At 71.7% G+C, this 25761-nt stretch carries 17 protein-coding genes; 3 read left to right on the top strand and 14 right to left on the bottom strand.

The genetic code is table 11. The annotated features are described in order from the left end of the window. Positions 1 to 207: 207 nt before the first annotated feature. The 6 genes from serA to ACZ60Q_RS14625 all read right to left on the bottom strand — a co-directional run bounded on the left by serA (position 208) and on the right by ACZ60Q_RS14625 (position 10014). The gene (serA, locus tag ACZ60Q_RS14650) at positions 208 to 1800 is read right to left on the bottom strand and encodes a phosphoglycerate dehydrogenase (RefSeq protein WP_469633330.1); all 1593 of its coding nucleotides are present in this window, start codon (positions 1798 to 1800) and stop codon (positions 208 to 210) included. 292 nt (positions 1801 to 2092) lie between these two features. Further along, positions 2093 to 3094 carry a ketol-acid reductoisomerase gene (gene ilvC, locus ACZ60Q_RS14645; protein ID WP_469633327.1) on the bottom strand — a complete coding sequence of 334 codons (1002 nt, stop codon included), beginning with the start codon at positions 3092 to 3094 and terminating at the stop codon, positions 2093 to 2095. Positions 3095 to 3211: 117 nt separating this feature from the next. After that, complete coding sequence (gene ilvN, locus ACZ60Q_RS14640; RefSeq protein WP_003966072.1) at positions 3212 to 3739, bottom strand: acetolactate synthase small subunit; 528 nt, start codon at positions 3737 to 3739, stop codon at positions 3212 to 3214. A 20-nt stretch (positions 3740 to 3759) separates the two neighbouring features. Further along, positions 3760 to 5616, bottom strand: a complete 1857-nt coding sequence (locus ACZ60Q_RS14635) for an acetolactate synthase large subunit (protein WP_469633323.1) — start codon at positions 5614 to 5616, stop codon at positions 3760 to 3762. 218 nt (positions 5617 to 5834) lie between these two features. Next, positions 5835 to 8657 (bottom strand): putative bifunctional diguanylate cyclase/phosphodiesterase, encoded by a 2823-nt coding sequence (locus tag ACZ60Q_RS14630; protein ID WP_469633840.1) that lies wholly within the window; start codon positions 8655 to 8657, stop codon positions 5835 to 5837. 409 nt (positions 8658 to 9066) lie between these two features. Then, a complete protein-coding gene (locus ACZ60Q_RS14625; RefSeq protein WP_469633320.1) occupies positions 9067 to 10014 on the bottom strand; it encodes a 2-hydroxyacid dehydrogenase in 948 nt (315 codons plus the stop codon). A 325-nt stretch (positions 10015 to 10339) separates the two neighbouring features. On the opposite strand from ACZ60Q_RS14625, the gene ACZ60Q_RS14620 reads away from it, so the two are divergent. The 3 genes from ACZ60Q_RS14620 (at position 10340) to ACZ60Q_RS14610 (ending at position 13032) form a co-directional block, all read left to right on the top strand. Next, on the top strand, positions 10340 to 11296 hold the full coding sequence (locus ACZ60Q_RS14620; RefSeq protein ID WP_469633837.1) for an aldo/keto reductase: 957 nt from the start codon (positions 10340 to 10342) through the stop codon (positions 11294 to 11296). Positions 11297 to 11554: 258 nt separating this feature from the next. After that, entirely contained in the window at positions 11555 to 12769 is a 1215-nt protein-coding gene (locus ACZ60Q_RS14615; protein ID WP_469633319.1) for a PQQ-dependent sugar dehydrogenase, read from the top strand. Positions 12770 to 12807: 38 nt separating this feature from the next. Then, positions 12808 to 13032, top strand: a complete 225-nt coding sequence (locus tag ACZ60Q_RS14610; RefSeq protein WP_469633316.1) for a DUF6191 domain-containing protein — start codon at positions 12808 to 12810, stop codon at positions 13030 to 13032. 6 nt (positions 13033 to 13038) lie between these two features. Here ACZ60Q_RS14610 and ACZ60Q_RS14605 read toward each other — a convergent pair whose 3' ends face one another. The 8 genes from ACZ60Q_RS14605 to gatB form a co-directional block, all read right to left on the bottom strand. Then, a complete protein-coding gene (locus ACZ60Q_RS14605) occupies positions 13039 to 16302 on the bottom strand; it encodes a helix-turn-helix transcriptional regulator (protein WP_469633313.1) in 3264 nt (1087 codons plus the stop codon). Positions 16303 to 16304: 2 nt separating this feature from the next. Beyond that, the gene (locus ACZ60Q_RS14600) at positions 16305 to 16481 is read right to left on the bottom strand and encodes a hypothetical protein (protein WP_469633310.1); all 177 of its coding nucleotides are present in this window, start codon (positions 16479 to 16481) and stop codon (positions 16305 to 16307) included. 268 nt (positions 16482 to 16749) lie between these two features. After that, positions 16750 to 17433, bottom strand: coding sequence for a hypothetical protein (locus ACZ60Q_RS14595; RefSeq protein ID WP_469633307.1), 684 nt, complete (start codon positions 17431 to 17433; stop codon positions 16750 to 16752). An 81-nt stretch (positions 17434 to 17514) separates the two neighbouring features. Further along, on the bottom strand, positions 17515 to 18072 hold the full coding sequence (locus ACZ60Q_RS14590; RefSeq protein ID WP_469633305.1) for a GNAT family N-acetyltransferase: 558 nt from the start codon (positions 18070 to 18072) through the stop codon (positions 17515 to 17517). Next, on the bottom strand, positions 18050 to 20317 hold the full coding sequence (locus ACZ60Q_RS14585; protein WP_469633302.1) for an MMPL family transporter: 2268 nt from the start codon (positions 20315 to 20317) through the stop codon (positions 18050 to 18052). Before ACZ60Q_RS14585 ends, ACZ60Q_RS14590 begins: the two co-directional genes overlap by 23 nt. 188 nt (positions 20318 to 20505) lie before the next feature. Next, entirely contained in the window at positions 20506 to 22614 is a 2109-nt protein-coding gene (locus ACZ60Q_RS14580) for a phosphocholine-specific phospholipase C (RefSeq protein ID WP_469633299.1), read from the bottom strand. Positions 22615 to 22751: 137 nt separating this feature from the next. Beyond that, a complete protein-coding gene (locus tag ACZ60Q_RS14575; protein ID WP_469633834.1) occupies positions 22752 to 23990 on the bottom strand; it encodes an SLC13 family permease in 1239 nt (412 codons plus the stop codon). Positions 23991 to 24249: 259 nt separating this feature from the next. Continuing rightward, a complete protein-coding gene (gatB, locus tag ACZ60Q_RS14570; protein WP_469633297.1) occupies positions 24250 to 25758 on the bottom strand; it encodes an Asp-tRNA(Asn)/Glu-tRNA(Gln) amidotransferase subunit GatB in 1509 nt (502 codons plus the stop codon). Positions 25759 to 25761: the final 3 nt, after the last annotated feature.

The following is a 25761-nucleotide window of genomic DNA, read 5'->3' as shown; positions in this document are numbered from 1 at the left end:
CGGATTGACCAGCCCCGGCGTCCGGGGCCGCGACAACGTACCCGGGGCGATCGGAAACGCAACGTACCCGGCGGCGGGACCACTCGTACGGGACGAGCGGCCCTGCTACCGGGTACGGAGCGGGGTCGTAGCGCTGTGTGCCCGCGTCGGTCGGTGAAGTTCACCAACCTGTCCGCGTCAGCCGGTGAGGTTCACCAACTGTCCGCGTCAGTCGGTGAGGTCCACCGAGCGGGCCGAGGACGCGCCGATCTCCTCGGAGATCTCGGTCAGCACCGGCTGCGGAACGGTGTCATCGACGGTGAGCACGACGAGCGCCTCGCCGCCCACGGCGGCCCGGGACACCTGCATGCCCGCGATGTTCAGCCCGGCCTCGCCGAGGATCTTGCCGACCGCGCCCACCACACCGGGACGGTCCTGGTAGCGCAGGACGACCATGTGGTCGGCGAGCGCCAGATCGACGTCGTGCTCACCGATGGCGACGATCTTCTGGAGGTTCTTCGGGCCGGCCAGCGTGCCGGAGACCGCGATCTCCTGGCCGTCGGAGAGCGTGCCGCGCACGGTGACCACGTTGCGGTGGTCGGGCGACTCGGAGCTGGTGGTGAGGCGGACCTCGACGCCGCGCTCCTGCGCGAACAGCGGGGCGTTGACGTAGCTGACGGTCTCGTCGACGACGTCCTCGAAGACACCCTTGAGCGCGGAGAGCTCCAGCACCTTGACGTCGTGCTGGGTGATCTCGCCGTACACCTCGACGTCGAGCCGGGCCGCGACCTCGCCCGCGAGCGCGGTGAAGATCCGGCCGAGCTTCTCGGCGAGCGGCAGGCCGGGGCGCACGTCCTCGGCGATGACGCCGCCCTGGACGTTGACCGCGTCCGGGACCAGCTCGCCGGCGAGCGCGAGGCGGACGGACTTGGCGACCGCGATGCCCGCCTTCTCCTGCGCCTCGTCGGTGGAGGCGCCGAGGTGCGGGGTGCAGACGACCTGGTCGAACTGGAACAGCGGGGAGTCGGTGCAGGGCTCCTTCGCGTACACATCGAGGCCGGCGCCCGCGACGCGGCCCTCCTTGAGCGCGGAGGCCAGGGCCTCCTCGTCGACGATCCCGCCGCGCGCGGCGTTGACGATGCGCACCGAGGGCTTTACCTTGTGCAGCGCCTCGTCACCGATGAGACCGAGGGTCTCGGGGGTCTTGGGCAGGTGCACCGTGATGAAGTCGGCGACCTCCAGCAGCTCGTCCAGGCTGAGGAGCTTGACGCCCATCTGCGCGGCGCGGGCCGGCTGGACGTAGGGGTCGTAGGCGACGATCCTCATACCGAACGCCGACATGCGCTGGGCCACCAGGACGCCGATGCGGCCGAGGCCGACGACGCCGAGGACCTTCTCGCTGAGCTCGACCCCGGTGTACTTGGAGCGCTTCCACTCACCGTTCTTGAGCGCGGTGTTGGCCTGCGGGATGTTGCGCGCGGTGGCCACCAGCAGACCGCAGGCCAGCTCGGCCGCGGTGACGATGTTGGAGGTCGGGGCGTTGACGACCATCACGCCGGCCTTGGTGGCCGAGGAGACGTCGACGTTGTCCAGACCGACGCCGGCGCGGGCCACGACCCGGAGCTTCTTGGCGACGGCGATGGCCTCGGCGTCGACCTTGGTGGCGGAGCGCACCAGGATGGCGTCGACGCCGGCGATCGCGGGGAGAAGCTCGGCGCGGTCCGCGCCGTTGCAGTGCCGGATCTCGAAATCCGGACCCAGGGCGTCGACCGTGGCGGGCGACAGCTCTTCAGCGATGAGTACGACAGGTTTCGAGCTCACGTGAGTCCTCACAAGTCCAGTGCGGACGGCCGTCCCGACGGCCGCAGGCGGTGGAGGGGCTAGCCGCGTGGTAGACGCACGACGCTGTGGGCCCTGACGCGTGTATGTGTGGAGAAGTGTAGTCATGCGACGGGCCTCGTACCGCGCCCCGGTGGAAGGATCACCCGCACGAGGGTGGACGTCGTGCACACCCGTACGGAACCGCCCCTCCGGTACCCCCGTACGGAGTGGCCTGTCCGGCTGCCGCCGAGCGGGGCGGGCCCGTGAAGGACCCGCCCCGCTCCCCCGAGGCCTAGGCCTCTTCGTCGTTCACCCAGCTCATGAGCTTGCGCAGCTCACGGCCGGTGGTCTCCAGCAGGTGGTCGCTGTCGGCCTTCTTGTACTCGTTGTACTTGGGCAGACCGTTGTGGTACTCCGCCATCCAGGCCTTGGCGAAGGTGCCGTCCTGGATCTCGGTGAGGACCTTCTTCATCTCGGCCTTGGTGTCGGCCGTGATGATGCGCGGGCCGGTGACGTAGTCGCCCCACTCGGCGGTCTCCGAGATGGACCAGCGCATCTTCTCCAGGCCGCCCTCGTACATGAGGTCGACGATGAGCTTCAGCTCGTGCAGGCACTCGAAGTACGCGATCTCGGGCTGGTAACCGGCTTCGGTCAGCGTCTCGAAACCGGCCTTGACCAGGGCGGCGGTGCCACCGCAGAGGACGGCCTGCTCACCGAACAGGTCGGTCTCGGTCTCCTCGGTGAAGGTCGTCTTGATGACGCCGGCACGGGTGCCGCCGATGCCCTTGGCGTACGAGAGGGCGAGCTCCAGGCCCTTGCCCGTGGCGTCCTGCTCGACGGCCACGATGCAGGGAACGCCGCGGCCCTCCTCGTACTGGCGGCGGACCAGGTGGCCGGGGCCCTTGGGGGCGACCATACAGACGTCGACGCCGGCCGGCGGCTTGATGAAGCCGAAACGGATGTTCAGGCCGTGGCCGAAGAACAGCGCGTCGCCGTCCTTGAGGTTGTCCTTGACGGACTCCTCGTAGACCTGGGCCTGGATCGGGTCCGGAACGAGGATCATGATGACGTCGGCCTCGGCGGCGGCCTCGGCCGGGGTCACCACGCGCAGGCCCTGCTCCTCGGCCTTGGCCTTGGACTTCGAGCCCTCGTGCAGACCGACGCGGACGTCGACGCCGGAGTCACGGAGCGACAGCGCGTGGGCATGGCCCTGGCTGCCGTAACCGAGAACCGCGACCTTGCGGCCCTGGATGATGGACAGGTCGGCATCGTCGTCGTAGAACAGCTCGGCCACTGGGTTTTCTCCTTGGTGTGCAGGTGTTGCGTCCCACCGTACGGTGGGGTGCGTCGTGTGCGTTGTCGGGTCTCGCCATGCGAGCGGAGCGCGAGGTTCCGCCCAGGGTCCGTCCGCTCAGGCCGAGCGGTCGAGGGCGCGCAGGGACCGGTCGGTGATCGAGCGCGCGCCACGCCCTATGGCGATGGTGCCGGACTGGACGAGCTCCTTGATGCCGTACTGCTCCAGCATCTTGAGCATCGCCTCCAGCTTGTCGGCCCCTCCGGTCGCCTCGATCGTGACGGCCTCCGGGGAGACGTCGACGGTCTTGGCGCGGAACAGCTGGACGATCTCGACGATCTGGGAGCGGGTCTCGCTGTCGGCGCGGACCTTCACCAGGACGAGCTCCCGCTGGATCGCGGCGGCGGGCTCGAGTTCGACGATCTTCAGGACGTTGACCAGCTTGTTGAGCTGCTTGGTCACCTGCTCCAGGGGCAGGCCCTCGACATTCACGACGATGGTGATGCGGGAGATGTCGGGGTGTTCGGTGGTACCGACCGCGAGCGAGTCGATGTTGAAGCCGCGTCGGGAGAACAGGGCGGTGATCCGGGCGAGGACACCGGGCTTGTTCTCGACCAGGACGGAGAGCGTGTGCTTTTCGGACATGGAGTCGGTCTCTCTGTCTCTCAGTCGTCTTCGTTGTCGCCGAAGTCGGGGCGGACGCCGCGGGCGGCCTGGACCTCGTCGTTGGAGGTACCGGCGGCGACCATCGGCCAGACCATGGCGTCCTCGTGGACGATGAAGTCGATCACGACGGGGCGGTCGTTGATGGAGTTGGCCTCTTCGATGACCTTGTCCAGGTCGGCCGGGTCCTCGCAGCGGATGGCGTAACAGCCCATGGCCTCGGACAGCTTGACGAAGTCCGGGACGCGGGTGCCCTTGGCCGGGACGCCGTCGGTGTCCGCGCCGGAGTGCAGCACGGTGTTGGAGTAGCGCTGGTTGTAGAAGAGGGTCTGCCACTGGCGGACCATCCCGAGCGCGCCGTTGTTGATGACGGCGACCTTGATCGGGATGTTGTTGAGCGCGCAGGTGGTCAGTTCCTGGTTGGTCATCTGGAAGCAGCCGTCGCCGTCGATCGCCCAGACCGTGCGGTCGGGCATGCCGGCCTTCGCGCCCATCGCGGCCGGGACCGCGTAGCCCATCGTCCCGGCGCCGCCGCTGTTGAGCCAGGTGGCGGGCTGCTCGTAGTCGATGAAGTGGGAGGCCCACATCTGGTGCTGGCCGACGCCCGCCGCGAAGATCGTGCCCTCGGGGGCGAGCTTGCCGATGCGTTGGATGACCTGCTGCGGGGAGAGGCTGCCGTCCTCGGGCAGGTCGTAGCCGAGCGGGTAGGTGTCGCGCCAGCGGTTGAGGTCCTTCCACCATGCGGTGTAGTCGCCGGTGTTGCCTTCGGTGTGCTCGGCCTGGACGGCCTGGACCAGGTCGGCCAGGACCTCGCGGGCGTCGCCGACGATAGGGACGTCGGCGGTGCGGTTCTTGCCGATCTCGGCCGGGTCGATGTCGGCGTGGACGATCTTGGCGTACGGGGCGAAGCTGTCCAGCTTGCCGGTGACGCGGTCGTCGAAGCGGGCTCCGAGGGCGACGATCAGGTCGGCCTTCTGCAGCGCGGTGACGGCGGTGACCGCACCGTGCATGCCCGGCATTCCCACGTGCAGCGGGTGGCTGTCGGGGAAGGAGCCGAGCGCCATCAGGGTGGTGGTGACGGGCGCTCCGGTCAGCTCCGCGAGGACCTTCAGCTCCGCGGTGGCACCGGCCTTCAGGACTCCGCCACCGACGTACAGCACGGGGCGCTTGGCCTGGGTGATCAGCTTCGCGGCCTCACGGATCTGCTTGGCGTGCGGCTTGGTCACCGGGCGGTAGCCGGGCAGGTCCTGGACGGGCGGCCAGCTGAAGGTGGTCCTCGCCTGGAGGGCGTCCTTGGCGATGTCGACGAGGACCGGTCCGGGGCGGCCGGTGGAGGCGATGTGGAAGGCCTCGGCGATGGTGTGCGGGATGTCCTCGGCCTTGGTGACCAGGAAGTTGTGCTTGGTGATCGGCATGGTGATGCCGCAGATGTCGGCTTCCTGGAAGGCGTCGGTGCCGATGGCCTTGGAGGCGACCTGGCCGGTGATCGCGACGAGCGGCACGGAGTCCATGTGCGCGTCGGCGATCGGGGTGACCAGGTTGGTGGCGCCGGGGCCCGAGGTGGCCATGCAGACGCCGACCTTGCCGGTGGCCTGCGCGTACCCGGTGGCGGCGTGGCCGGCGCCCTGCTCGTGGCGGACCAGGACGTGGCGGACCCGGGTGGAGTCCATCATCGGGTCGTAGGCGGGGAGGATCGCGCCGCCGGGAATGCCGAATACCGTGTCGGCGCCGACTTCCTCGAGAGAACGGATGAGGGACTGCGCGCCCGTGACGTGCTCAACGGCGACGGACGGCTGTCCGCCGTTACGGGCGCGCGGCTGCGGGTGGTGGGCCCCGGTGGCCTGCTCGGTCATCGGCATTCTCTTCTCGAAGCTGAGGGTTTTCGCGGGTGTTTTGCAGCGTTTTGAGAGGCTTCAGTGCAACAAAAAACCCCTCGTGCCGTGAGGCAAGCGAGGGGAGCGCGCCGGGTGCGGTCCGCAGAGTGTCGTGGAGTGACCCTGCTTCAGCCGACGCGCTTTCCAAGTACGAGAATTCGGGTGCGCATGGCATTGACCCTCTCTCCGGCACGCATGACGTGTCAAGTGGGTGGGACGGGCGTCTCAACATGTGATCCGGTGAGCAGCGGGATCGAGCCGCCCGCCATCACCGGCCGGGGGGTCGGGATGCCCGGTACGGGGAACTCCCCCCGAACCAGGGCGCGTCGCAGCCGGTACTCGTCGAGCGGGCCGGAGAAGGCCATCCCCTGGCCATGGGTACACCCCATGGCGCGCAGGGCGAGGACCTGCTCGGGTACGTCGACCCCGTCGGCGACGGACTGGAGGCCAAGGTCGCAGGCGATCCGCAGGAGACCACTGGTGATCTTGTGCAGCCTGGCCGATTCGACCACCCCCTCGACGAGGTTCCGGTCGAGCTTCAGTACGTCGATGGGAAGCCGGCGCAGTGCGTTGATCGCCGCGAAGCCGCTGCCGAAGCCGTCGAGAGCGATCCGTACGCCGAGCCGGCGCAGGGCCACGAGGCGCTGCTCCAGGGCGTCGAAGGAGACGCGCGGGTCACTGTCGGCGACCTCGATCATCAGGGCGCCCGAGGGCAGGCCGTGACGGGTCAGCAGCCCCTCGATGGAGCCGGGGGGCGAGACCGCGTCCAGCAGCCGCGCGGCGGAGAGCCGGACGGAGACGGCGACGGGGTGCCCGGCCCTGGCCCGGTCGGCGGCCTGGGCCACCGCCTCCTCCAGGAGCCAGCGGCCGAGCTCGGCGGTACGGTCGTCGTCGCCGGAGACCCGGAGGAACTCGGCGGGGGTGAACAGGATGCCCTGGGCGGAACGCCAGCGGGCCTGGGCGGCGACGGCCGCGATGGATCCGCTGGCGAGGTGGACGACAGGCTGGTGGAGCAGGGCGAACTCACCCTCGCGCAGGGCGGTGCGCAGCCGGGTGGCCAGCTCGGAGCGGCGTACGACGTCGGCCTGCATCTGCGGGGCGTACAGCTCGACCCGGTCCTTGCCGCCGGCCTTGGCACGGTACATCGCGAGGTCCGCGTTGCGCATGAGGTCGGTGGGGCTGATGGCGGGCTCGGCGAAGGCCACGCCGATGGAGGCGGCCACCCGGACCTCGCTGGGGCCGATCCGGTAGGGCTGGGAGAGGGTGAGGCGCAGCCGGTCGGCGATCTCGTGGACCTGGTACTCCCGGGCGCCCTGGTCGCGGGTGCCGTCGCCCATGATGAGCGCGGCGAACTCGTCGCCGCCGAGCCGGGCGGCGGTGTCGCCGGCCCGTACGGAGTCCTGGAGGCGGCGGCCGGCCTGGACGAGCAGTTCGTCGCCCGCCTGGTGGCCGATGGTGTCGTTGACCGCCTTGAAGCCGTCGAGGTCGATGAAGAGGACGGCGGTGCCGGGGTCGCCCGAACGGCGGCCGCCGAGCGCCTGGCGGACCCGGGCGGTGAACAGCGCCCGGTTGGGCAGGTCGGTGAGCGGGTCGTGCTCGGCGTTGTGCTGCAACTGGGCCTGGAGCCTGACCCGTTCGGTGACGTCGCGGCTGTTGAGGAGAAGGCCGCCCAGGTGGCGGTTGACGGTGGACTCGACGTTGAGCCAGTCGCCCGTGCCCGAGCGGAAGCGGCATTCGATACGGGTGGTGGGCTCCTCGTGCGGCGGAGCGGCCAGGAAGCGCCGCACCTCGTGGACGAACCGGCCGAGATCGTCGGGGTGGATGATCGAGGACAGCTCGGAGCCGACGAGTCCCTCCGCCTCACGCCCGTACACCCCGGCGGCGGCGGGGCTGACGTAGCGCAGGGTGCCGTTGGGCGCGGCGATCATGATGACGTCGCTGGAGCCCTGCACCAGGGAGCGGAAGTGGCTCTCCTTCTGGGCCAGCTCCTGGGTGAGGGAGATGTTGTCGAGGAGCATGATGCCCTGCCGGACGACCAGCGCCAGGACCACGGTGCAGCCGGTGAAGATGACGACCCGGTCCACCCGGCGGCCGTCGACGACGTTGTACAGGATGCCCAGAGTGCAGACGGCGGCGGCGAGATACGGGGTCAGGGCGGCCAGCGAGCCGGCGATCGGGCGGCTGGCGATGTTTCGGGGGGGCCCGGGACGGGCGGCCGGCCGGGCCGCGCAGCGGGCGCCCCAGGGGGCGTAGGCGAGGAGCAGCGACCCGGCGAACCAACCGGCGTCGAGGAGCTGGCCCGAGTGGTAGGTGGAGCGCAGCAGGGGCGAGGTGAACACCGCGTCGCTCAGCACGGTGAGCGCGAGGGCGGCGATCGCGGTGTTCACCGCGGAGCGGTTCACCCCGGCCCGGCGGAAGTGCAGGGCGAGCACCATCGAGACGAGCACGATGTCGAGCAGCGGATAGGCCAGCGAGAGGGCCGCGGGCGCGACGCTGGTGTCCTCGCTACCCGCCAGGTGCGTGGCGTGCGCGAGGGCGAGGCTCCAGGCGAGCGTCAACAGGGAGCCGCCGATCAGCCACGCGTCCAGGGCCAGGCAGACCCAGCCGGCGCGGGTGACGGGCCGTTTGGCGAGCACGAGCAGTCCGACGATGGCGGGTGGCGCGAAGCAGAGGAAGAAGACGTCGGCGAGGGACGGGGTGGGGACGGGGACGCCGAGGATCACCTCGTACCAGCCCCAGACGGCGTTTCCGCAGGCCGCCATGAGGGAGGAGAGCGAGAACAGCAGCCAGGCGGGGCGCAGTCGGCCCCCGACCGCCCGTGCGTAGAGGAAGCAGGAGACGGCGGCGATCAGGGCTGCCGTGGCGAGACCGAAGTCCCCCATGAAGACGGCGACCCGCGGCGAGCCCCAGCCGACGGCGGCGCCCACCGAATATCCCGCGCAGACGACGCCGAGCAGGATCCGGGAGCGCGTCCCCGTGGAGCCGGTGGCGGACCGCGGGGCGAGCAGGGCCCCCAGCGCGCTCACCGGAGGGCTCCCCGTCCCGGGCCCGCCGGGCACGTGCTCCTCGGTGCCTGGCTCCTCGCGGGGACCCTCCGGCACCGCTCGCTCCGGACCGGCCGTGGCCGCTTCGGAGATGCCGGTCCGGGGCAGGAATCCGGCCACCGGCGGGTGCGGTGCTCCCTCTGCGCGGGCGGCCTCAACCGTCCGCTCGTGCGCGTCGGATCGTCTCTCCATGGCCAGCACATCGCCCGTCGCCCCCTCGCGTTCCGATGCTCCCCCCGCGCCGCCCCTTCCACGGCGCAGCCCCCCGGATCGGACGATACACCAGATCCGTTACACAGGGCCATAGATTCTCTACGCTCCGTAACGAAACGCGAGGTGGGCGGCGCTGCTCGTATCCGGACCGCCCCGTAGCGTGGCCGCTGCGGCGGGGTCAGCCGGTGGTGGTCACGACGTTGCGCAGCGGCTCTCCGGCGGCGAACCGGGTGAGCTGTGCGGCCAGCAGCCGCTTGGCGCGCGGTTCGAACCCCGAGGTGCTGCCGCCCACATGAGGTGTGATCAAGACATTCGGAGCATGCCAGAGAGGATGGCCCGCGGGCAGGGGTTCCGGGTCGGTCACATCGAGTGCGGCCCGCAGCCGTCCGGATTCGAGTTGGGACAACAGGGCCTTGGTGTCGACGACTCCGCCGCGGGAGACGTTGACGAGGAGGGCTCCGTCGGACATCGCGGCGAGGAAGTCGGCGCCCACCATCCCCTGCGTGGACGGGTTCAGCGGAGTGGAGAGGATCACTACGTCGGCCTCGGGCAGCAGAGCGGGCAGGTCGTCGAGCGTCTGCACGGGACCGCGTGCGGTGGTCCGCGCGGAGCGCGCGACGCGCGCCACCCGCGCGCACTCGAAGGGGGCGAGTCGGTCCTCTATGGCCGAGCCGATGGATCCGTAGCCCACGATGAGGACGGACTTGTCGGCGAGCGCCGGGTAGAAGCCGGCACGCCACTCCTCCTTGTCCTGGCCGTGGACGAACCCGGGGAGCCCGCGCAGGGACGCGAGGATCAGGGCGAGCGTCAGCTCGGCGGTGGACGCCTCGTGCACCCCCTTGGCGTTGCAGAGGCGTACGCCGGCGGGAAGCAGGCCGAGGCCCGGCTCCACGTGGTCGATGCCCGCGGAGAGCGTCTGCACCACCTGGACGGCGCTCATCGAGGCGAGCGGACGCACCGCGACCTCGGGACCCTTCAGGTAGGGAACCACGTAGTAGGCGCAGTCGGCCGGGTCTCCAGGGTAGTCCGGTTCGCCGTCCCAGCAGCGGTAGTTGAGGCCCTCGGGCAGGCCGTCGATCTCTTCGGCGGGGAAGGGCAGCCACACGTCGTCAGTCGTCGCAGTCATGGTCGGGAGGCTATGCGACAGATGTGCGAGCGCCCCGGGGATGCCGGGGCCTTCGCGCGAGCGGCCGTCCTCGCGTGCGTGCGTGCCGGGCATCGGCGTATCGTCACATCGCCCAAACGCTTCCGTCCATCACTCACCGAACTCCCCCGGCAGGGGCCTGCGTCGTGGATCAGGCGGGCGTGACCGTCCGGGTCCGGGACCGCGCTGTCGCGCCGTTCCTGGAAGAGCCGCCCGCGGACCGCGGCGGGCGGGAAGGCGCAATGGCTCGTCCAGGAAAGGGTGCGGGGAGTTGGAGAGCAGGACTATCGGGGCGGCGGGGCTTGCCGTGGGTGCGGTCGGTCTTGGCTGCATGCCGATGAGCTGGGGTTACAGCGCGTCGCAGCGGCTCGGCGACCGTTCGGTACGGACGGTGCACGCGGCGCTGGACGCGGGCGTCCGACTGCTCGACACCGCGGACATGTACGGCCCGTTCACCAACGAGCTGCTGGTGGGGCGGGCGCTGAAGGGCCGCCGCCGGGAGGCGTTCGTCTCCACCAAGTGCGGCCTGCTGGTGGGCGATCAGCACATCGTCGCCAACGGCCGTCCCGGGTATGTCCGGCGGGCCTGTGACGCCTCCCTGCGGCGGCTCCAGTCCGATGTGATCGACCTGTACCAGCTGCACCGGGCCGACCCCGAGGTGCCGGTGGAGGAGACCTGGGGCGCGATGGCGGAGTTGGTGACCGCGGGCAAGGTGCGCTCGCTCGGGCTGTGCGCCGTGGGGGCGCGCGCCCCGCGCCGGTCGGCTGCGGGACCGCATGAGGGAACGATTCGGCAGTTGGAGCGGATCCAGCAGGTCTTCCCGGTCAGCGCCGTCGAGGCGGAGTTGTCGGTGTGGTCGCGCGAGGCGCTGGCGGAGCTGCTGCCGTGGTGTGTGGCGCGCGGGGTCGGGCTGCTGGCCGCGATGCCGCTGGGCAGCGGCTATCTGACCGGGACGCTGAAGCCGGGCCAGGGTTTCGAGCCGGAGGACCTGCGGGCCAGGCATCCGCGGTTCACAGCGGAGGTGATGGCGGCGAACCAGCCAGTGGTGGCCGGTCTGCGGCGGATTGCGGAGCGCCACGGGGCGACCGTGGCCCAGGTGGCGCTGGCGTGGGTGCTGCGCCAGGGTCCGCATGTGGTGCCGGTGCCGGGGGCGAAACAGGAGCAGTGGGCGGTGGAGAACGCCGGGGCGGCGCGGGTGGTCCTGGAGGACCGGGACCTGGCGGAGATCGACCGTCTGCCCGCCGCCCACGAGTCGTGGGACTGAGCGTCGCGGGACCGGGCGCTGCGGGACCGGGCGCTGCGGGACCGGGCTCCGCGGGACCGGGCTCCGCAGGGCTGAACATCATCGGGGCTGAGCTTCAACGGGACCGGGCATCATCGGGACCGGGCGCCGTCGGGACCGGGCTTCATCGGGACCGGGCGCCGTCGGCCGTGCGGCGGGAGAATGGTCGCATCGCCGAACTCCTGGGCCGGCCGCGGTGTAGGAACAGGTAGTCAGGCAACCGTCGAAAGGATCGGTTCCGTGCGTGGTGCTCTGTTCGGACCTGTGCAGTCCCCGGCGATGCGCAGGGGGGTGGTGGCCGTGCTGGCGTCGGCCGTCCTGCTGCTGACCGCCGCGTGTTCCGGCGACGGGGACGGGGGTTCGTCCGGGCGGCCCACCGGTTCCCCGAGCGCCTCGGGGGACTCCGCTCCCCCGGCCTCCCCGAGCCGGTCGGCCGATCTGCCGCCGCCCACGAAGGGCTCGGCGAAGGTGGTCTCGACGCTGACCGAGGGCCTGAAGTCGCCCTGGGGCCTGGCCGCACTGCCGGGCGGCGACCTGCTGGTGTCCTCGCGCGAGGAGGGCACGGTCCACCGGATCGACGGCGAGAGCGGGAAGCAGACGCTGCTGGGCTCGGTGCCCGGAGTGTCCCCGGGCGGCGAGGGCGGGCTGCTCGGGCTCGCCGTCTCCTCCACGTTCGGCGCGGACCAGCTGGTGTACGCCTACTTCACCACCACGTCCGACAACCGGATCGTCCGCATGAGTTACGACGAGAAGCGCCCGGCGGGACAGCGGTTGGGGGCACCGGACATCGTCCTGCGCGGCATCCCCAAGGGCAGTATCCACAACGGCGGCCGGATCGCGTTCGGCCCGGACAGGATGCTGTACGCGGGCACGGGCGAGACCGGGGACACCGGGCTGGCCCAGGACAAGGAGTCGCTGGCGGGCAAGATCCTGCGGATGACCCCCGACGGCGAGCCGGTGCACGGCAATCCGGAGGCGGACTCGGTGGTGTATTCGTACGGGCACCGCAATGTGCAGGGGCTCGCCTGGGACGCGCGGAAGCGGCTGTGGGCCGCCGAGTTCGGCCAGAACACCTGGGACGAGCTGAATCTGATCGAGCCCGGCGGGAACTACGGCTGGCCCGAGGTGGAGGGCCGGGAGGGCGAGGACGGGTTCATCGACCCGGTGGCGCAGTGGAAGACCTCCGAGGCCTCCCCCAGCGGGATCGCGTACGCGGAGGGCTCGATCTGGATGGCCGGGCTGCGCGGCGAGCGGCTCTGGCGCATTCCGCTGTCCGGCGAGAAGGCCGAGGAACCTTATGCGGACCCGCAGTCGTTCCTGGACGAGAAGCACGGCCGCCTGCGCACTGTGGTGAGTGCGGGGAGCGACCGCCTGTGGCTGGTCACCAGCAACACGGACGGACGGGGTACGCCGAAGCCCGGGGACGACAGGATTCTCCAGGTGGAGGTGGGGTAGCCGCCCGTTCGCGCGGCATGTCGGAAGGGGCACGGCCGGTGTTCAATTTCTTCGAGGAACTCTTCGCCCCGGGGCGCAAGCACGTCTCCGACGAGCAGAGGCGGCTGGAGCTGAGCCGGGTGGATCTCGGCATCGGCGATCCGAACCGGGGGCCGATAGACCTGGCCTCGGGGAAGGTGACCGTCCGTGGCCCGGCCCCGGCCCCGGACGGCTCGCCGGGCGATGCCCCCGAGCGGGACCGGGACGAGTCCCCCGGGAGGTAGCGGGGCTTACCCGGCCGGGTAGAGCCGGAGGCGGTGGGCGAGAGCAGCCGCCTCACCCCGGCTGGAGACGCCGAGCTTGGCCAGGATGTTGGAGACGTGCACGCTCGCGGTCTTCGGCGAGATGAACAGCTCCTCGGCGATCCTGCGGTTGGTGTGCCCGGCCGCGACCAGCCGGTGCACGTCCTGCTCGCGCGGGGTCAGCCCGAAGGACGCCACGGCGGCGATGGCGGGGTCCTGTTCGTCGGCCGACGGATGCCCGGAACTCCCTGCGGCGGGTACGGCGGCCAGGACGGCCGGGTGGATCCCGGCGTCGGGGCCGGGTGCCGCGCCGGAGCCGTCCAGGGTGATACGGGCGCGGGCCGCCAGCTGTCCGACCGCCCCGGCGAGCGGGCGGGCGCCGAGCCGGTGCGCGGCCTCCTGGGCGCGGTGCAGCAGCGCCGTGGCGGTGGACCGGTCGCCGGGGGCGATGAGCAGGGACTCCGCCCAGCGGCGGTGGATCTGGGCCAGTTCGTACGGGCGGTTCGACGGACCGAAGGCGTCGGCGGCGCGCGCCCAGTGCTCGGGGGTGTCCGTGCCGTCCGCGCGGGCCAGCTCCGCGTCGATGAAGAGACCGTGGGCCGCCCACACGGGGACGAGCATCGGGAGGTTCTTCACGCATCGGCGGATCAGCGCGAGCAGCTCCGGCCGCCCCGGTTCGGCGGCGGGCAAGCCGCGGGCGTCCGCCTCGATCATGGCGGCGGTCTGGAGCAGCGGCAGGGCGTAGCGCTGGGTGCCGGGCGGGAAGCCGTGCCGGGCCAGTTCCTCGAACGCGGCCCGCGCCTCGGCGAGCCTGCCCTGTGAGGCGGCCAGCAGCATGGTGTGCCGGACGGGGGTGATCAGGTGCTGGGGCTGCGGATCGCGCTGGCCGAAGTGCTTGCGGGTCAGCGCGAGCAGCTCCTCCGCCTCGGCGAGGTCCCCTCGGGCCACGGCCAGTTCGGTACGGCGGAGGGCGGCGAGGCCTCTCGCCCTGGGGCTCAGCGCCAGGCGGGCGGCGGATGCGGCGGCGGTCTCGCTCTGGGCCCAGTGCCCGAGGGAGAAGAGGGACTGGGCCTGGTTGGCGTACACCCAGGCCCCGGAGTCGGCCAGGCCGTGGCTGTGGCAGATCTCGATGCCGTGGTCGGCGGCCGCGACGGCTTCCAGCGAGCGGCCCATCGCCTCCAGCGAGGAGGGCAGGTTGACGCTGACCCGGCCCAGCAGGTTCATCAGGTGCAGCTTCTCGGCGCGGTCCCGGACCGCGTACATCTCGGCGAGGCCGTCCTCGACGCCGCCCGCGTCCGCGGTGAGCCAGCCCCGGGTGAGGCGGGCGTGCAGCTCGATGTACTCGTCGCCGACGAGCCGGGCGTACTCCACCGCGCGGTCGCTGTCCTCGAGCGCCTGCGGGCCCGGCTGGTGCAACGCCCGCCAACTGGCCACATTGGTCAGGACGTCGGCCTGCACGGGGGAGGGCGGCAGCCCGCGCACCAGTTCCTGCGCGGTGGCCAGCTCCTCCCAGCCGTCGCCCTTGTCGAGCCCCTGCACCAGCCGGCTGCGCTGCACCCAGAACCAGGCCTCGCGCAGCGGGTCGGCCTCGGAGGCCAGGACCCGCATCGCCTTCTTGGAGATGGCCAGGGCGCGTTTGCGGTCGCCGCCGAAGTGGGCGGCGACGGTGGCCTCGGCCATCACGTCCAGGTAGCGCAGCGGTGTGTTCTCCGGGTCGCGTCCGCAGGCCGGGTAGACCTCCGCGTAGTCGAACGGGCGCAGCGTGGCGAGCACTGCTTCCGGGACGTCGTCCCAGAGCTCCATCGCCCTTTCCAGCAGCCTCAGTTGCTCGGAGTAGGCGTAGCGGCGGCGGGCCTCCACGGCGGCCCGGAGCACGGCGGGCAGGGCCTTGGCGGCGTCGTGGGCGGCGTACCAGTAGCTGGCGAGACGGGTGGCGCGTTCGTCGTCCCGGGCGAGGGAGGGATCGGCTTCCAGGGCTTCGGCGTAGCGGCGGTTGACGCGGGTGCGTTCACCGGGCAGCAGATCGTCGCTGACGGCCTCGCGGACCAGGGAGTGCCGGAAGCGGTAGCCGTCGTTGTCGGGGGCGGGTTGCAGCAGGTTGGCGCCGACGGCCGCGCGCAGGGCCTCGTCGAGGTCGTCCTCGGCGAGTCCGGCGACGGTGGCCAGCAGTTCGTGTTCGACGAAGGAGCCGCCCTCGGCGACCAGCCTGGCGATCCGCTGGGCGTGCTCGGGAAGCGCCTCCACCCGGACGAGCAGGAGGTCGCGGAGCGATTCGGTCAGTCCGGAGCTGTCGCCGCAGCACTCCAGGGAGCGGGCCAGCTCCTCGACGAAGAAGGCGTTGCCGTCGGAGCGGTCGAAGATCTCGTCGACGAGTGCGGCCTCGGGGGTCTCGGCGAGGATGCCGGTGAGCTGGCGGCCGACCTCGTCGTGGTTGAACCGGTCGAGTTCGACGCGGGTGACGGTGCGCAGCCGGTCCAGCTCGGCGAGGAGCGGGCGCAGGGGGTGGCGGCGGTGGATGTCGTCGGCGCGGTAGGTGCCGACGACCATGAGGCGGCCGCTGCCCAGGGTGCGGAAGAGATAGGCGAGCAGGTGCCGGGTGGAGGCGTCCGCCCAGTGCAGGTCCTCCAGGACGAGGACGACCACGCGTTCGGCGGAGATCCGCTCCAGCAGGCGCCCGGTGAGTTCGAAGAGGCGGGCGATGCTGTGCTCGTCCGTCGCGTCCCGGTGGACCTCTCCCAGTTCGGGCAGGAGCCGGGCCAGCTCGCCCTCCTGGCCGGCGCAGGCGGCTGCCATCTCCTCGGGCAGGGCCCGGCGCAGGGCGCGCAGGGCGGTGGGGAAGGGGGCGAACGGCAGTCCGTCGGCCCCGATCTCGACGCAGGACCCGACGGCGACGACGGCGTCGCGCCGTTCGGCCGCCGTGACGAACCGCTCGACCAGGCGGGTCTTGCCGACGCCGGCCTCGCCGCCGATCAGCAGTGCCTGCGGGTCGCCGGACGCGGCCCGCGCGAGCGCCTCGGTGAGCGCGGCGAACTCCTCGGCGCGCCCGATGAACACGGGGCTGACTGACCTGGTCTCCACGCCGCCGAGCATCGCATACGCGTACGAGGCGGCGGGACCCTTTTCGCGGACGGTGATCATGCTCCCGGCGCCGTCCGGTCCCGCCCCGCCCGGTCCGAAGAGGGCGTCGGCGGGACTGGTGAGGGCGTCGGCGGGACCGGTGACCGGTGCGGTGGTGCTCCCGGGCCGGGGCATCGTCAGGCGGCGGGAGCGAAGCGCGTGCGGTCGCCCTCGACCGCCTTCCCTTCGGGATCACCGCGTCCAGGGCGGCGGGCGGCCCGGCGGGCGAGGCGGGCCCGGCCGATCTCGCGCTCGGCGTCGGCCCGGCGGATCAGCTCGGCGGAGGTGGAGCGGTAGAGCTCGTACTCGTACATGGTGTGCCCCTGGCTCCTCGTCGTGGCAGCGGACCGGAGGGGTGCCCGGCCGGTCGGCCGGGGCCCTGTGTTCGCTGTGTGTCCACTGTCGTCGGCCAGGAGGGGGCGCCGCATCGGGCGAGTTCCGCATCTTCGCGGTGGTGGGGGCCTTAGGGCCGGCCCCCGGGTGCCCGAGGGTGGGCGGAGGCCTCAGGTCGTGTTCGGCGGATCCTTACCGGATCCGCCGGACACGACCCGGACGCGTGCCGTACGAGGCCTCGGGCCGGGGTCAGCCGCCGGCCGGGGCGCCCGCGGTGGGCAGGGAGAAGAAGAGGTCGAGGTACATGCCCGCGGAAATCAGCACACCGATGACGCCGAGGGCGACACCGGCCAGGGCGACCGCGCGGACCCAGGTGGGCTGCGGGCGCTCGGAGGCGGCGCCGAAGGCGGGGCGGACCAGGACGAAGACGCCGACGAGCAGGGCCAGGACGGCGAAGACGCCGTTGACCAGGGCGGTGGTGTGCCAGGCGTCCCCGTAGATCTCGGAGATCTGCTGGGCCGCGCTGCCGCCGCCGGAGGTCTGGATCTGGCCGATGAGCGTCTCGCGCTCGGCGGCGACCCGGCCGGTCCACGCACCGGTCAGGGCGACGATGCCCAGGGCGGCGGAAACGACGGCGGCCGCGCCCGCGCCGACGCCGTGCCGGGCCTCGTCGAAGGGGTCGGGCTCCAGGGCCTCGTCCTCGTCCTCTTCGTCGGACTGCCCGGCGAGGTCGTCGGAGTCGGAGGCGGTCACGGAGTCGGCGGTCTCCGACGGCGTACCGGTGGCGTCCCGCGTCGCGGGGTCCTTCACCAGGGTGTCCTTCGCGGTCGCCTCCTCCGCGACGGCGTCGGCGGTGACCTCGGCGGGATCGGTCGTCCCGGCGGGCGGGGTGGTCGTGGACGGAGTCGTCGTCTTGGAGGGGGTGGTGTTCATGCGCCGCACGCTAGGGGGCCCGGATGAGAAGCCCCTTAACGCCGGAGCCGCGCCGGGCCCGCGACGTGGCGGTGCCGGGGCTCAGCGCCCGGTGCGGGCCCGCCATTCCGGGGCGAGAACGGACCAGATCTCGGAGTCGTGGCGTACCCCCCGATGGAGGTAGTTCTGCCGGATCACACCATCGCGGGTCATTCCGAGCCGCTTCGCCACCGCGATCGACTTCGTGTTCGCGGCGGAGGCGTCCCACTCCACGCGGTGCATCCGGCGCTCGTACACCGCCCAGTCGATCAGGAGCTCGGCGGCGCGGGTGATCAGACCGCGGCCCTCGGCGGCCGGCTCCAGCCAGACGCCCAGCTCGCAGTTGCCGGACTCCGCGTCGAAGATCCGGAAGAGAACGCCGCCGACGAGGGTGCCCTCCAGCCAGACGCCGTACAGCCGGCCGGTGTCCGCCGCCTGCTTCTCCGCGTACCGCTGGAGCAGGGTGCGCGCCGATTCCAGGTCGGTGGCGTGCGAGGCGAACGGGATCCAGAGGTCGGTCAGCTCGCGGGCCCGGTCCAGGTGGGCGAGGAACTCCTCGGCCTGCCAGACCTCCAGCGGGCGGAGTTCCGCCTTGTCGTCACCCAGCGATACGACGAACATCGTGCTCCTTCTCGGATTCCCGGACCGGGTGGGCAACGTCCCCGGACGTTTCGGTGCCGTCCGCCGCGCGTGCCTCGGGAATCTTCGCACGGAGCGGTACGCGGTCCGGCGGCTCGATGCTGATCCGGGGCAGCCACTTCTCCAGCCGGCCCGGCAGCCACCAGTTCGCCCCGCCGAGCATATGCATCAGGGCGGGCACCAACAGGGTCCGCAGGACGAAGGCGTCCAGGGCTACGGCGGTGGCCAGCGCGATGCCGAACATGGCGATGACCCGGTCACCGCTGAGCACGAAGGCGAGGAAGACGGAGATCATGATCACAGCGGCGGAGTTGATGACCCGGCCGGTCTCGGCGAGGCCGACCCGTACCGCCCGCCGGTTGTCGCCGGTCGCCAGCCACTCCTCGTACATCCGGCCGACCAGGAAGACCTGGTAGTCCATGGAGAGGCCGAAGAGGACCGAGACCATGATCACGGGGAGGAAGGGTTCGATGGGCCCGGCGCTGCCGAGGCCGAGCAGCTCGCTCCCCCAGCCCCACTGGAAGACGGCCACCACGACGCCGAAGGACGAGGCGACGGCGGCCACGTTCATCACGGCGGCCTTGAGCGGGATGCCGATGGAGCGGAAGGCCAGGAGGAGAAGCAGGCAGCCGAGTCCGATGACGACCCCGACGAAGAGCGGCAGCTTCCCGACGATGATCTCGGCGAAGTCGTCGTAGCTCGCCGTCACCCCGCCGACGTGGGCCTCCAGCGAGGTGGTGGCCTGGACCGGCGGCAGTACCTCGCCCCGGATCCGGTCGACCAGCTCGCTGGTGTCCTGCGACTGGGGGGACGAGTCGGGGACGACCGTGAGGAAGGCGGTGTCGCCGGCGCTGTTGTAGGTGACCGGGTTGACGGACGCGACGCCCTCGGTGGCGCGCAGCTTCTCGGGGAGCGAGTCCAGGGCGAGCCGGTCGTCGGCGCCGTCGAGCTGGGCGGCGATGGTGAGGGGGCCGTTGACGCCGGGTCCGAAGCCGTCGGCGATCAGGTCGTAGGCCTGCCGGGTGGTGGCGGTGGCCGGGTTGTTGCCCTGGTCGGAGGTGCCCAGGTGGAGGCCGAGCGCGGGCAGGGCGAGGACCAGCATGACGACGGCCGCGATGGAGCCGAGCAGCTTGGGGTGCCGCTCCACGAAGGCGGACCAGCGGGCGGCGAACCCGGTGAGCCGTTCGAGCCGCGGTCCGTGTTCGGCGAGCTGCCGTCTCTCGCGGCGGCTGAGCGCCCGCGTCCCGATGAGGGAGAGCAGCGCGGGCAGCAGGGTGACCGAGGCCAGCACGGTGAGGACGACGGTGAGCGAGGCGGCGATGGCTACGCCGTTGAGGAAGTCGAGCCGCAGGATCAGCATGCCGAGCAGGGCGATGCAGACAGTGGCCCCGGCGAACACGACGGCGCGCCCGGTGGTCGTGACGGCGTTCTGCGCCGCTTCGTCGACGGACATGCCACGCCGAAGCCCTCTGCGGTGCCGGGTGACGATGAACAGCGCGTAGTCGATGCCCACGCCGAGCCCGATGAGCATGCCGAGCATCGGGGCGAAGTCGGCCACGGTCATCAGATGGCCGAGCAGCACGATGCCCGCGTAGGCGGTGCCCACGGAGACCAGGGCGGTGGCGATCGGCAGCAGGCTGGCGGCGAGCGAGCCGAAGGCGAGGAAGAGCACGACGGCCGCGACGACGACGCCGATGCCCTCGGCGAGGTGGACGGAGGGCGCTTCGGTGAGGGCGACGGCGGTGCCGCCCAGCTCGACCTGGAGCCCGTCGGCCTCGGCGGCCTTCGCGGTGTCGACGAGGGCCTGGGCCTGGGAGGCGGGGATCTCGTCGGCGGGGTGGTCGAAGGTGACCGTGGCGTACGCGGTGTGGCCGTCCTCGCTGATCTGGCCGGGTCCGGTGGCTCCGTAGGGGCCGGTGACCGCGCCGACTCCCGGCAGGTCCTCGATCGCGTGGAGCGTCCGGGTCATGGTCTGCTCGACGTCGGCGGCCCGGACCGTGGAGCCGGTGGTGTGCCAGACGACGGTGTCGGTGTCGCCGCCGAGGTCGGTGAAGCCGCGGGAGAGGAGTTCGGCGGCCCGGCCGGATTCGGTACCGGGGACCTCGTAGTCGTTGGAGTACGCCGAACCCGCGAAGCCGGCCGCGGCGGCCGTCCCGCCGAGGGCGGCGAGCCAGATGAGGACGGCGACGAGACGGTGCCTGATGCACCAGCGGGCGATGGCAGCCAACGGATGAGCTCCCTGCGGGTTCGTGGACCTTTACCCGCAGATAACATGATCTGCCCGCAAACGTCTCATGACCTGAGACCGCCACTCTGTCAGCAGAACGTGATCCTTTGTCCGTTTCGTGGCCATGGTCACAGGGCTTGATCTGTTCCCTACACGGGCGGATCAAGCCCTGCGGCGCTCGGGCCGGGTCAGCCGGAGACGCTGGCGCGGCCGTTCTCGATGTGTCCCATGAGCCGCCGCCGGAAGCCGTCCTCCCCGTCGACGGTGACGGCGAGGTCGTACCAGCCCTGCGCGTCGGCCGCCGAGTGGACGAGGGCCCTGCTTCGGCCCGGCTTGACCGTGACGCGACGGGTCCAGTCCCCTGCGTCGTCCTCGTCGACGTAGCCGAGCGGGCGCACCAGGAAGGTCAGGGACCGGCGGCCGTTGTTGCGCAGGGTGAGGTGCAGGTCGCGGTCGCGGTGGTCGATGCGGGTGGCGACCTCCGCTCCTCCGTCGGCAGGACCCGCGAACTCGCGCCGGAAGCCGTTCGGCCCGGTGACCGTGAAGCGGTACGCCTCCCCCGTCAGCGGGACGGTCCAGTGCGCGGTGTCCCGGACGTCCTTGTGCCGCGGGGCCGGGAACTCGCCCGCGTACGGGTACAGCGCGAAGTGCGCCGAGGACCTGCCGGTGTTGACGAGCTCCACCCGCAGGGTGTCGCCCGACCGCCGCACCCGGGCGTCCGGCTGGTACGGCAGCGGGCGCGCCGGGCGTGCGCCGGGCTCCTGCGCGGGGAGCCGCTGGACGGCGGGCGGCTTCGGCTGCCAGCGTCCGCTCAGCGGCGGGATCGCCCCCGGCTGCTCGACGGCGGGCAGCCGCCGGGCCCGGGTGAAGTCGAAGGCGGAGGTGAGATCGCCGGTGACGCGCCGCCGCCAGTCGCCGATGTTGGGTTCCTTCACGCCGGTCCAGCGCTCCAGGAAGCGGACGATGGAGGTGTGGTCGAAGACCTCGGAGCAGACGTACCCGCCGACGGTCCAGGGCGAGACGACCAGCAGCGGCACCCGGATCCCGAGGCCGGTGGGCCGGCCCTCCCACTGTTCGTCGGTGACTTCGGGCGGTGCGACGGGCGGCGGGACGTGGTCGAAGAATCCGTCGTTCTCGTCGTAGTTGATCAGCACGGCGGTGTGCCGCCACACGTCGGGGTGTTGGCCGAGCGCGTCGAGGATCTTGTAGACGACGGTGGCGCTGTGCACCGGCGAGGAGACGCTCGGGTGCTCGGAGTCGATCGCCGAGGGGACCAGGTAGGAGACCGCGGGGAGGGTCCCGGCAGCCACGTCCTTGGCGAACTCGTCCGCCAGCGTCCCGGTCGGAACCCGGCGCAGCCCCCGCTCGAACAGGCTGCGCTCGCGCCGGGTGAGGGTGGCGACGCCCTCCTCCAGCAGCCCGAGGAGCCGTATCCGCTCGGCCTCGGACGCGCCCCGGACCTTCGCGTAGAAGGCTTCCATGTAGGTGTGCCCGCCGGTCCTGGCCAGCGCCTTCAAGGCGATCGCCTTGAAGGTGGCGTAGAACTCGATCTGGTTGTCGGTGAAGTTCTCCCACTCGGTGTACGTCCGCCAGCTGCGCCCGGCCTTCTCCAGCCGCTCCGCGTAGGTGGACCAGTCGTAGCCGGGGTGGGTGCCCTCGTTGTACGCGTCGTTGCCGACGGCCCGCTTCCCGTTCGGCTCGAAGCCGGTCTTCCCGCTCCACAGGTGGTTGCGGTTGGGGCTGGTGGAGGTGTGGATCGAGGAGTGGTAGGCGTCGCAGACGGTGAAGGTGTCGGCCAGTTCGTAGTGGAGCGGGATGTCGCGGCGGTCGTAGTACGCCATCGTCGCCGCGGTCTTCGCGCTGATCCAGCCGTTCATCCAGCCGCCGCCCCAGGCCTTCGCGCCGCCGTTCCAGGAGTGGTCGAGGGCACCGATGTACTGAAGGTCCTTCTTCTGCTCCTCGGCCGCTCCGCGCACCGGGAAGGGCAGCACGGTGGAGCCGGCCGCGGCGGGCTGCTCGAACACCGTCCCGCCGGTGGGCAGCTCGATGGCGTTGCGGTCGCCGAAGCCACGTACACCGCGCAGGGTGCCGAAGTAGTGGTCGAAGGAGCGGTTCTCCTGCATCAGGATCACCACATGCCTGATGGAGTCGAGGCCTGCCCCGCCGGACCTCGCGTGGGCGGGCTGCGCGGCGATGGCGGCCTGGAGCGAGGGCGGCAGGAACGATCCGGCCGCAGCGGCGCCGAGTGCGCCGCCGCCCAGCGCGAAGAGCCGCCGCCGTGACATGTCCGTGGTCAAAAGAGCCTCCTGGTTCCGGTGGTTACAGCCGGGAAGCTAGCCAGCCCAGGTGGCGTCGGGAAGGACTGCGTACGGACCGGTGGTGAACGTCCAAGAGGTCCGACGAGAAGTCCAACCGGCCGTCTGCGGAACAGCCCTCAGACACCGATGAGGTGCAGCGATGCCCAGAGCGCGAGCGTGGAGGCCAGGATCGTCGCCGGTACGGTCGCGAGTCCCAGCCGGGTGAACCGGCCGAGCTCCGGGGCATCCCCGTGGGCGTGCAGGATGCGCCGCCACAGGAGCGTGGCCAGCGACCCGACGTAGGTGAGGTTCGGCCCGAGGTTCACCCCGATCAGGGCGGCGAGCAACGGTCCGGGCCCGGCCGCGGCGACGATCGGCAGCAGGGCGAGGATCGCCGGCAGGTTGTTGATCAGGTTGGCGAGCAGCGCCGCGACCACGGCGATGCCGAGCAGCGCGGGCAGGGTGTCGCCGTCGGGCAGCAGGGCGGCGATCCCGTCGCCGAGTCCGTTGTCGACGACGGCCTTGACGACGACCCCGAGTGCGAGGACGAAGAGGCAGAACAGCGGGTTGGCCGAGCGGACCACGGCGAGGGGGGTGGTCTCCCGCTTGGCGAGCGCCCGTACCGCGAGCACCAGGGCCCCCGCCAGCGCCGCCCACAGTGGCTCGGCGCCCGCGAACGAGGTGACGACGAACCCGGCCAGGGTCAGCGCCAGCACGACGAGCGCGAAGACGGGGACGGGCGTGCGCTCCGCGCCGGGATCCGGAGCGTGCGCCCCGGCGGCCAGGTCGGCCTTGAACGCGCGGCGGAAGACGGCGTACTCGACGGCGATGGCGGCGAGCCACGGCAGCGCCATCAGCGCGGCGAACCGGGTGAAGGAGAGGCCGCTCGCGGTGAACGCCAGCAGGTTGGTGAGGTTGGAGACGGGGAGCAGGAGCGACGCGGAGTTGGCCAGGTGCGCGCAGGCGTAGACGTACGGGCGTGGCCGTGCGCCGACCCGGGCGGCGGTGGCGAGGACGACCGGGGTGAGCAGGACGACGGTGGCGTCCAGGCTGAGGACGGCGGTGACGATCGAGGCGACGGCGAAGACACCGCCGAGGAGCGGGCCGGTCCGCCCCCGGCAGGCGCGGGCGACCATCTCACCAGCGGCCCGGAACAGCCCCTCGTCCGCGCAGAGCCGGGCCAGGGCCAGGATCGCGGCGAGGAACCCGACGACGGGGAGCAGCTCCCCGATCTGCTCGCGGGCCTCGGGCCAGGACACCGCCCCCACCGCCACCACGAGGGCGGCGGCGGGCACGGCGACGGTCGCCTCCGGCAGGCCCCGGGGGCGCAGGACGGCGAAGGCGAGGACGCCCAGGAGGAGGGCGAGAGAGACGATCTCGGCGAGGACGGTGTTCAGGGGGCCCTCTCAGGCAAGAGGCTTCGGGCAGGGGCCTCGCAGGTCATGGGGTTCGGGCAGCAGCCTCGCAGGTCATGGGGTTCGGGCAGGGGCCTCGCAGGCGAGGGGCTTCGGGCAAAGCGCTCTCGCACAAGGTGCCCCGAGCCGGGGACGGTCCACGGCCGGAGGGGCGGTGCGCCCGCACTGCGCGGGCGCACCGCCCCTCCGGGACGTGATCGGTGGATCGAACCGCGGGTGATCAGCCCTCGACGCCGAGCTTCTCCAGGATCAGCTCGCGCACGCGCGCCGCGTCCGCCTGGCCTCGGGTGGCCTTCATGACCGCGCCGACGAGCGCGCCCGCCGCCGCGACCTTGCCGCCGCGGATCTTGTCCGCGATGGCCGCGTTGCCCGCGATGGCCTCGTCCACGGCCGTGGACAGCGCGCCCTCGTCGGAGACGACCTTCAGGCCGCGCTTCTCGACGACGGTGTCCGGGTCGCCCTCGCCCGCGAGGACGCCCTCGATGACCTGGCGGGCCAGCTTGTCGTTGAGGTCGCCCGCGGCGACGAGCGCGGCCACCCGGGCGACCTGCGCCGGGGTGATCGGCAGCTCGTCCAGACCGCGGCCGGTCTCGTTGGCGTTACGGGCCAGCTCGCCCATCCACCACTTGCGGGCCTGGTCCGAGGGTGCGCCCGCCTCGCTCGTGGCGACGATCAGGTCGACCGCGCCCGCGTTGAGGATGGACTGCATGTCGTGCTCGGAGACACCCCACTCCTCCTTGAGCCGCGCCCGGCGCAGCCGGGGAAGCTCGGGGAGGCCCTTGCGGAGCTCCTCGACCCACGCGCGGGCCGGTGCCACGGGCACCAGGTCCGGCTCGGGGAAGTAGCGGTAGTCCTCGGCGTTGTCCTTGATGCGGCCGGCCGTGGTGGAGCCGTCCTCCTCGTGGAAGTGCCGGGTCTCCTGCACGATGGTGCCGCCCGAGGACAGCACGGCGGCGTGCCGCTGGATCTCGAAGCGCGCGGCCCGCTCGACGGAACGCAGCGAGTTCACGTTCTTCGTCTCGGAGCGGGTGCCGAACGCCTCACGGCCGTGCGGGCGCAGCGACAGGTTGACGTCGCAGCGCATCTGGCCCATCTCCATGCGGGCGTCGGACACCCCGAGAGCCTTGATCAGCTCGCGGAGCTCGGCGACGTACGCCTTGGCGACCTCGGGGGCGCGGGCGCCTGCTCCCTCGATCGGCTTGGTGACGATCTCGATGAGCGGGATACCGGCCCGGTTGTAGTCGAGCAGGGAGTGGGACGCGCCGTGGATACGGCCGGTGGCGCCGCCGACGTGCGTCGACTTGCCGGTGTCCTCCTCCATGTGGGCGCGCTCGATCTGCACCCGGAAGATCTCGCCGTCCTCCAGCTGGACGTCCAGATAGCCCTCGAAGGCGATCGGCTCGTCGTACTGGGAGGTCTGGAAGTTCTTCGGCATGTCCGGATAGAAGTAGTTCTTCCGGGCGAAGCGGCACCACTCGGCGATCTCGCAGTTGAGCGCGAGACCGATCTTGATGGCCGACTCCACGCCGATCTCGTTGACGACCGGCAGCGCGCCGGGCAGTCCGAGACAGACCGGGCAGGTCTGGGAGTTGGCGTCCTGCTTCAGCTCCGTGGAGCAGCCGCAGAACATCTTCGTCTTTGTGCCGAGCTCGACATGGACTTCGAGGCCCATGACGGGGTCGTAGGACGCGAGCGCGTCCTCGTACGACACCAGGTCAGTGACAGTCACGGT

This window comes from Streptomyces sp. NPDC104313, assembly GCF_055583985.1.
Note: the sequence above shows the minus strand (reverse complement) of the source record. Positions and strands in the feature narration are given on the sequence as shown.

What these genes read in the sequence shown, in the direction of transcription:
- ilvN (WP_003966072.1), bottom strand. Translation starts at nt 3,739, where the DNA reads ATGTCCGAAAAGCACACGCTCTCCGTCCTGGTCGAGAACAAGCCCGGT.
- ACZ60Q_RS14635 (WP_469633323.1), bottom strand. Translation starts at nt 5,616, where the DNA reads ATGCCGATGACCGAGCAGGCCACCGGGGCCCACCACCCGCAGCCGCGC.
- ACZ60Q_RS14625 (WP_469633320.1), bottom strand. Translation starts at nt 10,014, where the DNA reads ATGACTGCGACGACTGACGACGTGTGGCTGCCCTTCCCCGCCGAAGAG.
- ACZ60Q_RS14605 (WP_469633313.1), bottom strand. Translation starts at nt 16,302, where the DNA reads ATGCCCCGGCCCGGGAGCACCACCGCACCGGTCACCGGTCCCGCCGAC.
- ACZ60Q_RS14600 (WP_469633310.1), bottom strand. Translation starts at nt 16,481, where the DNA reads ATGTACGAGTACGAGCTCTACCGCTCCACCTCCGCCGAGCTGATCCGC.
- ACZ60Q_RS14595 (WP_469633307.1), bottom strand. Translation starts at nt 17,433, where the DNA reads ATGAACACCACCCCCTCCAAGACGACGACTCCGTCCACGACCACCCCG.
- ACZ60Q_RS14590 (WP_469633305.1), bottom strand. Translation starts at nt 18,072, where the DNA reads ATGTTCGTCGTATCGCTGGGTGACGACAAGGCGGAACTCCGCCCGCTG.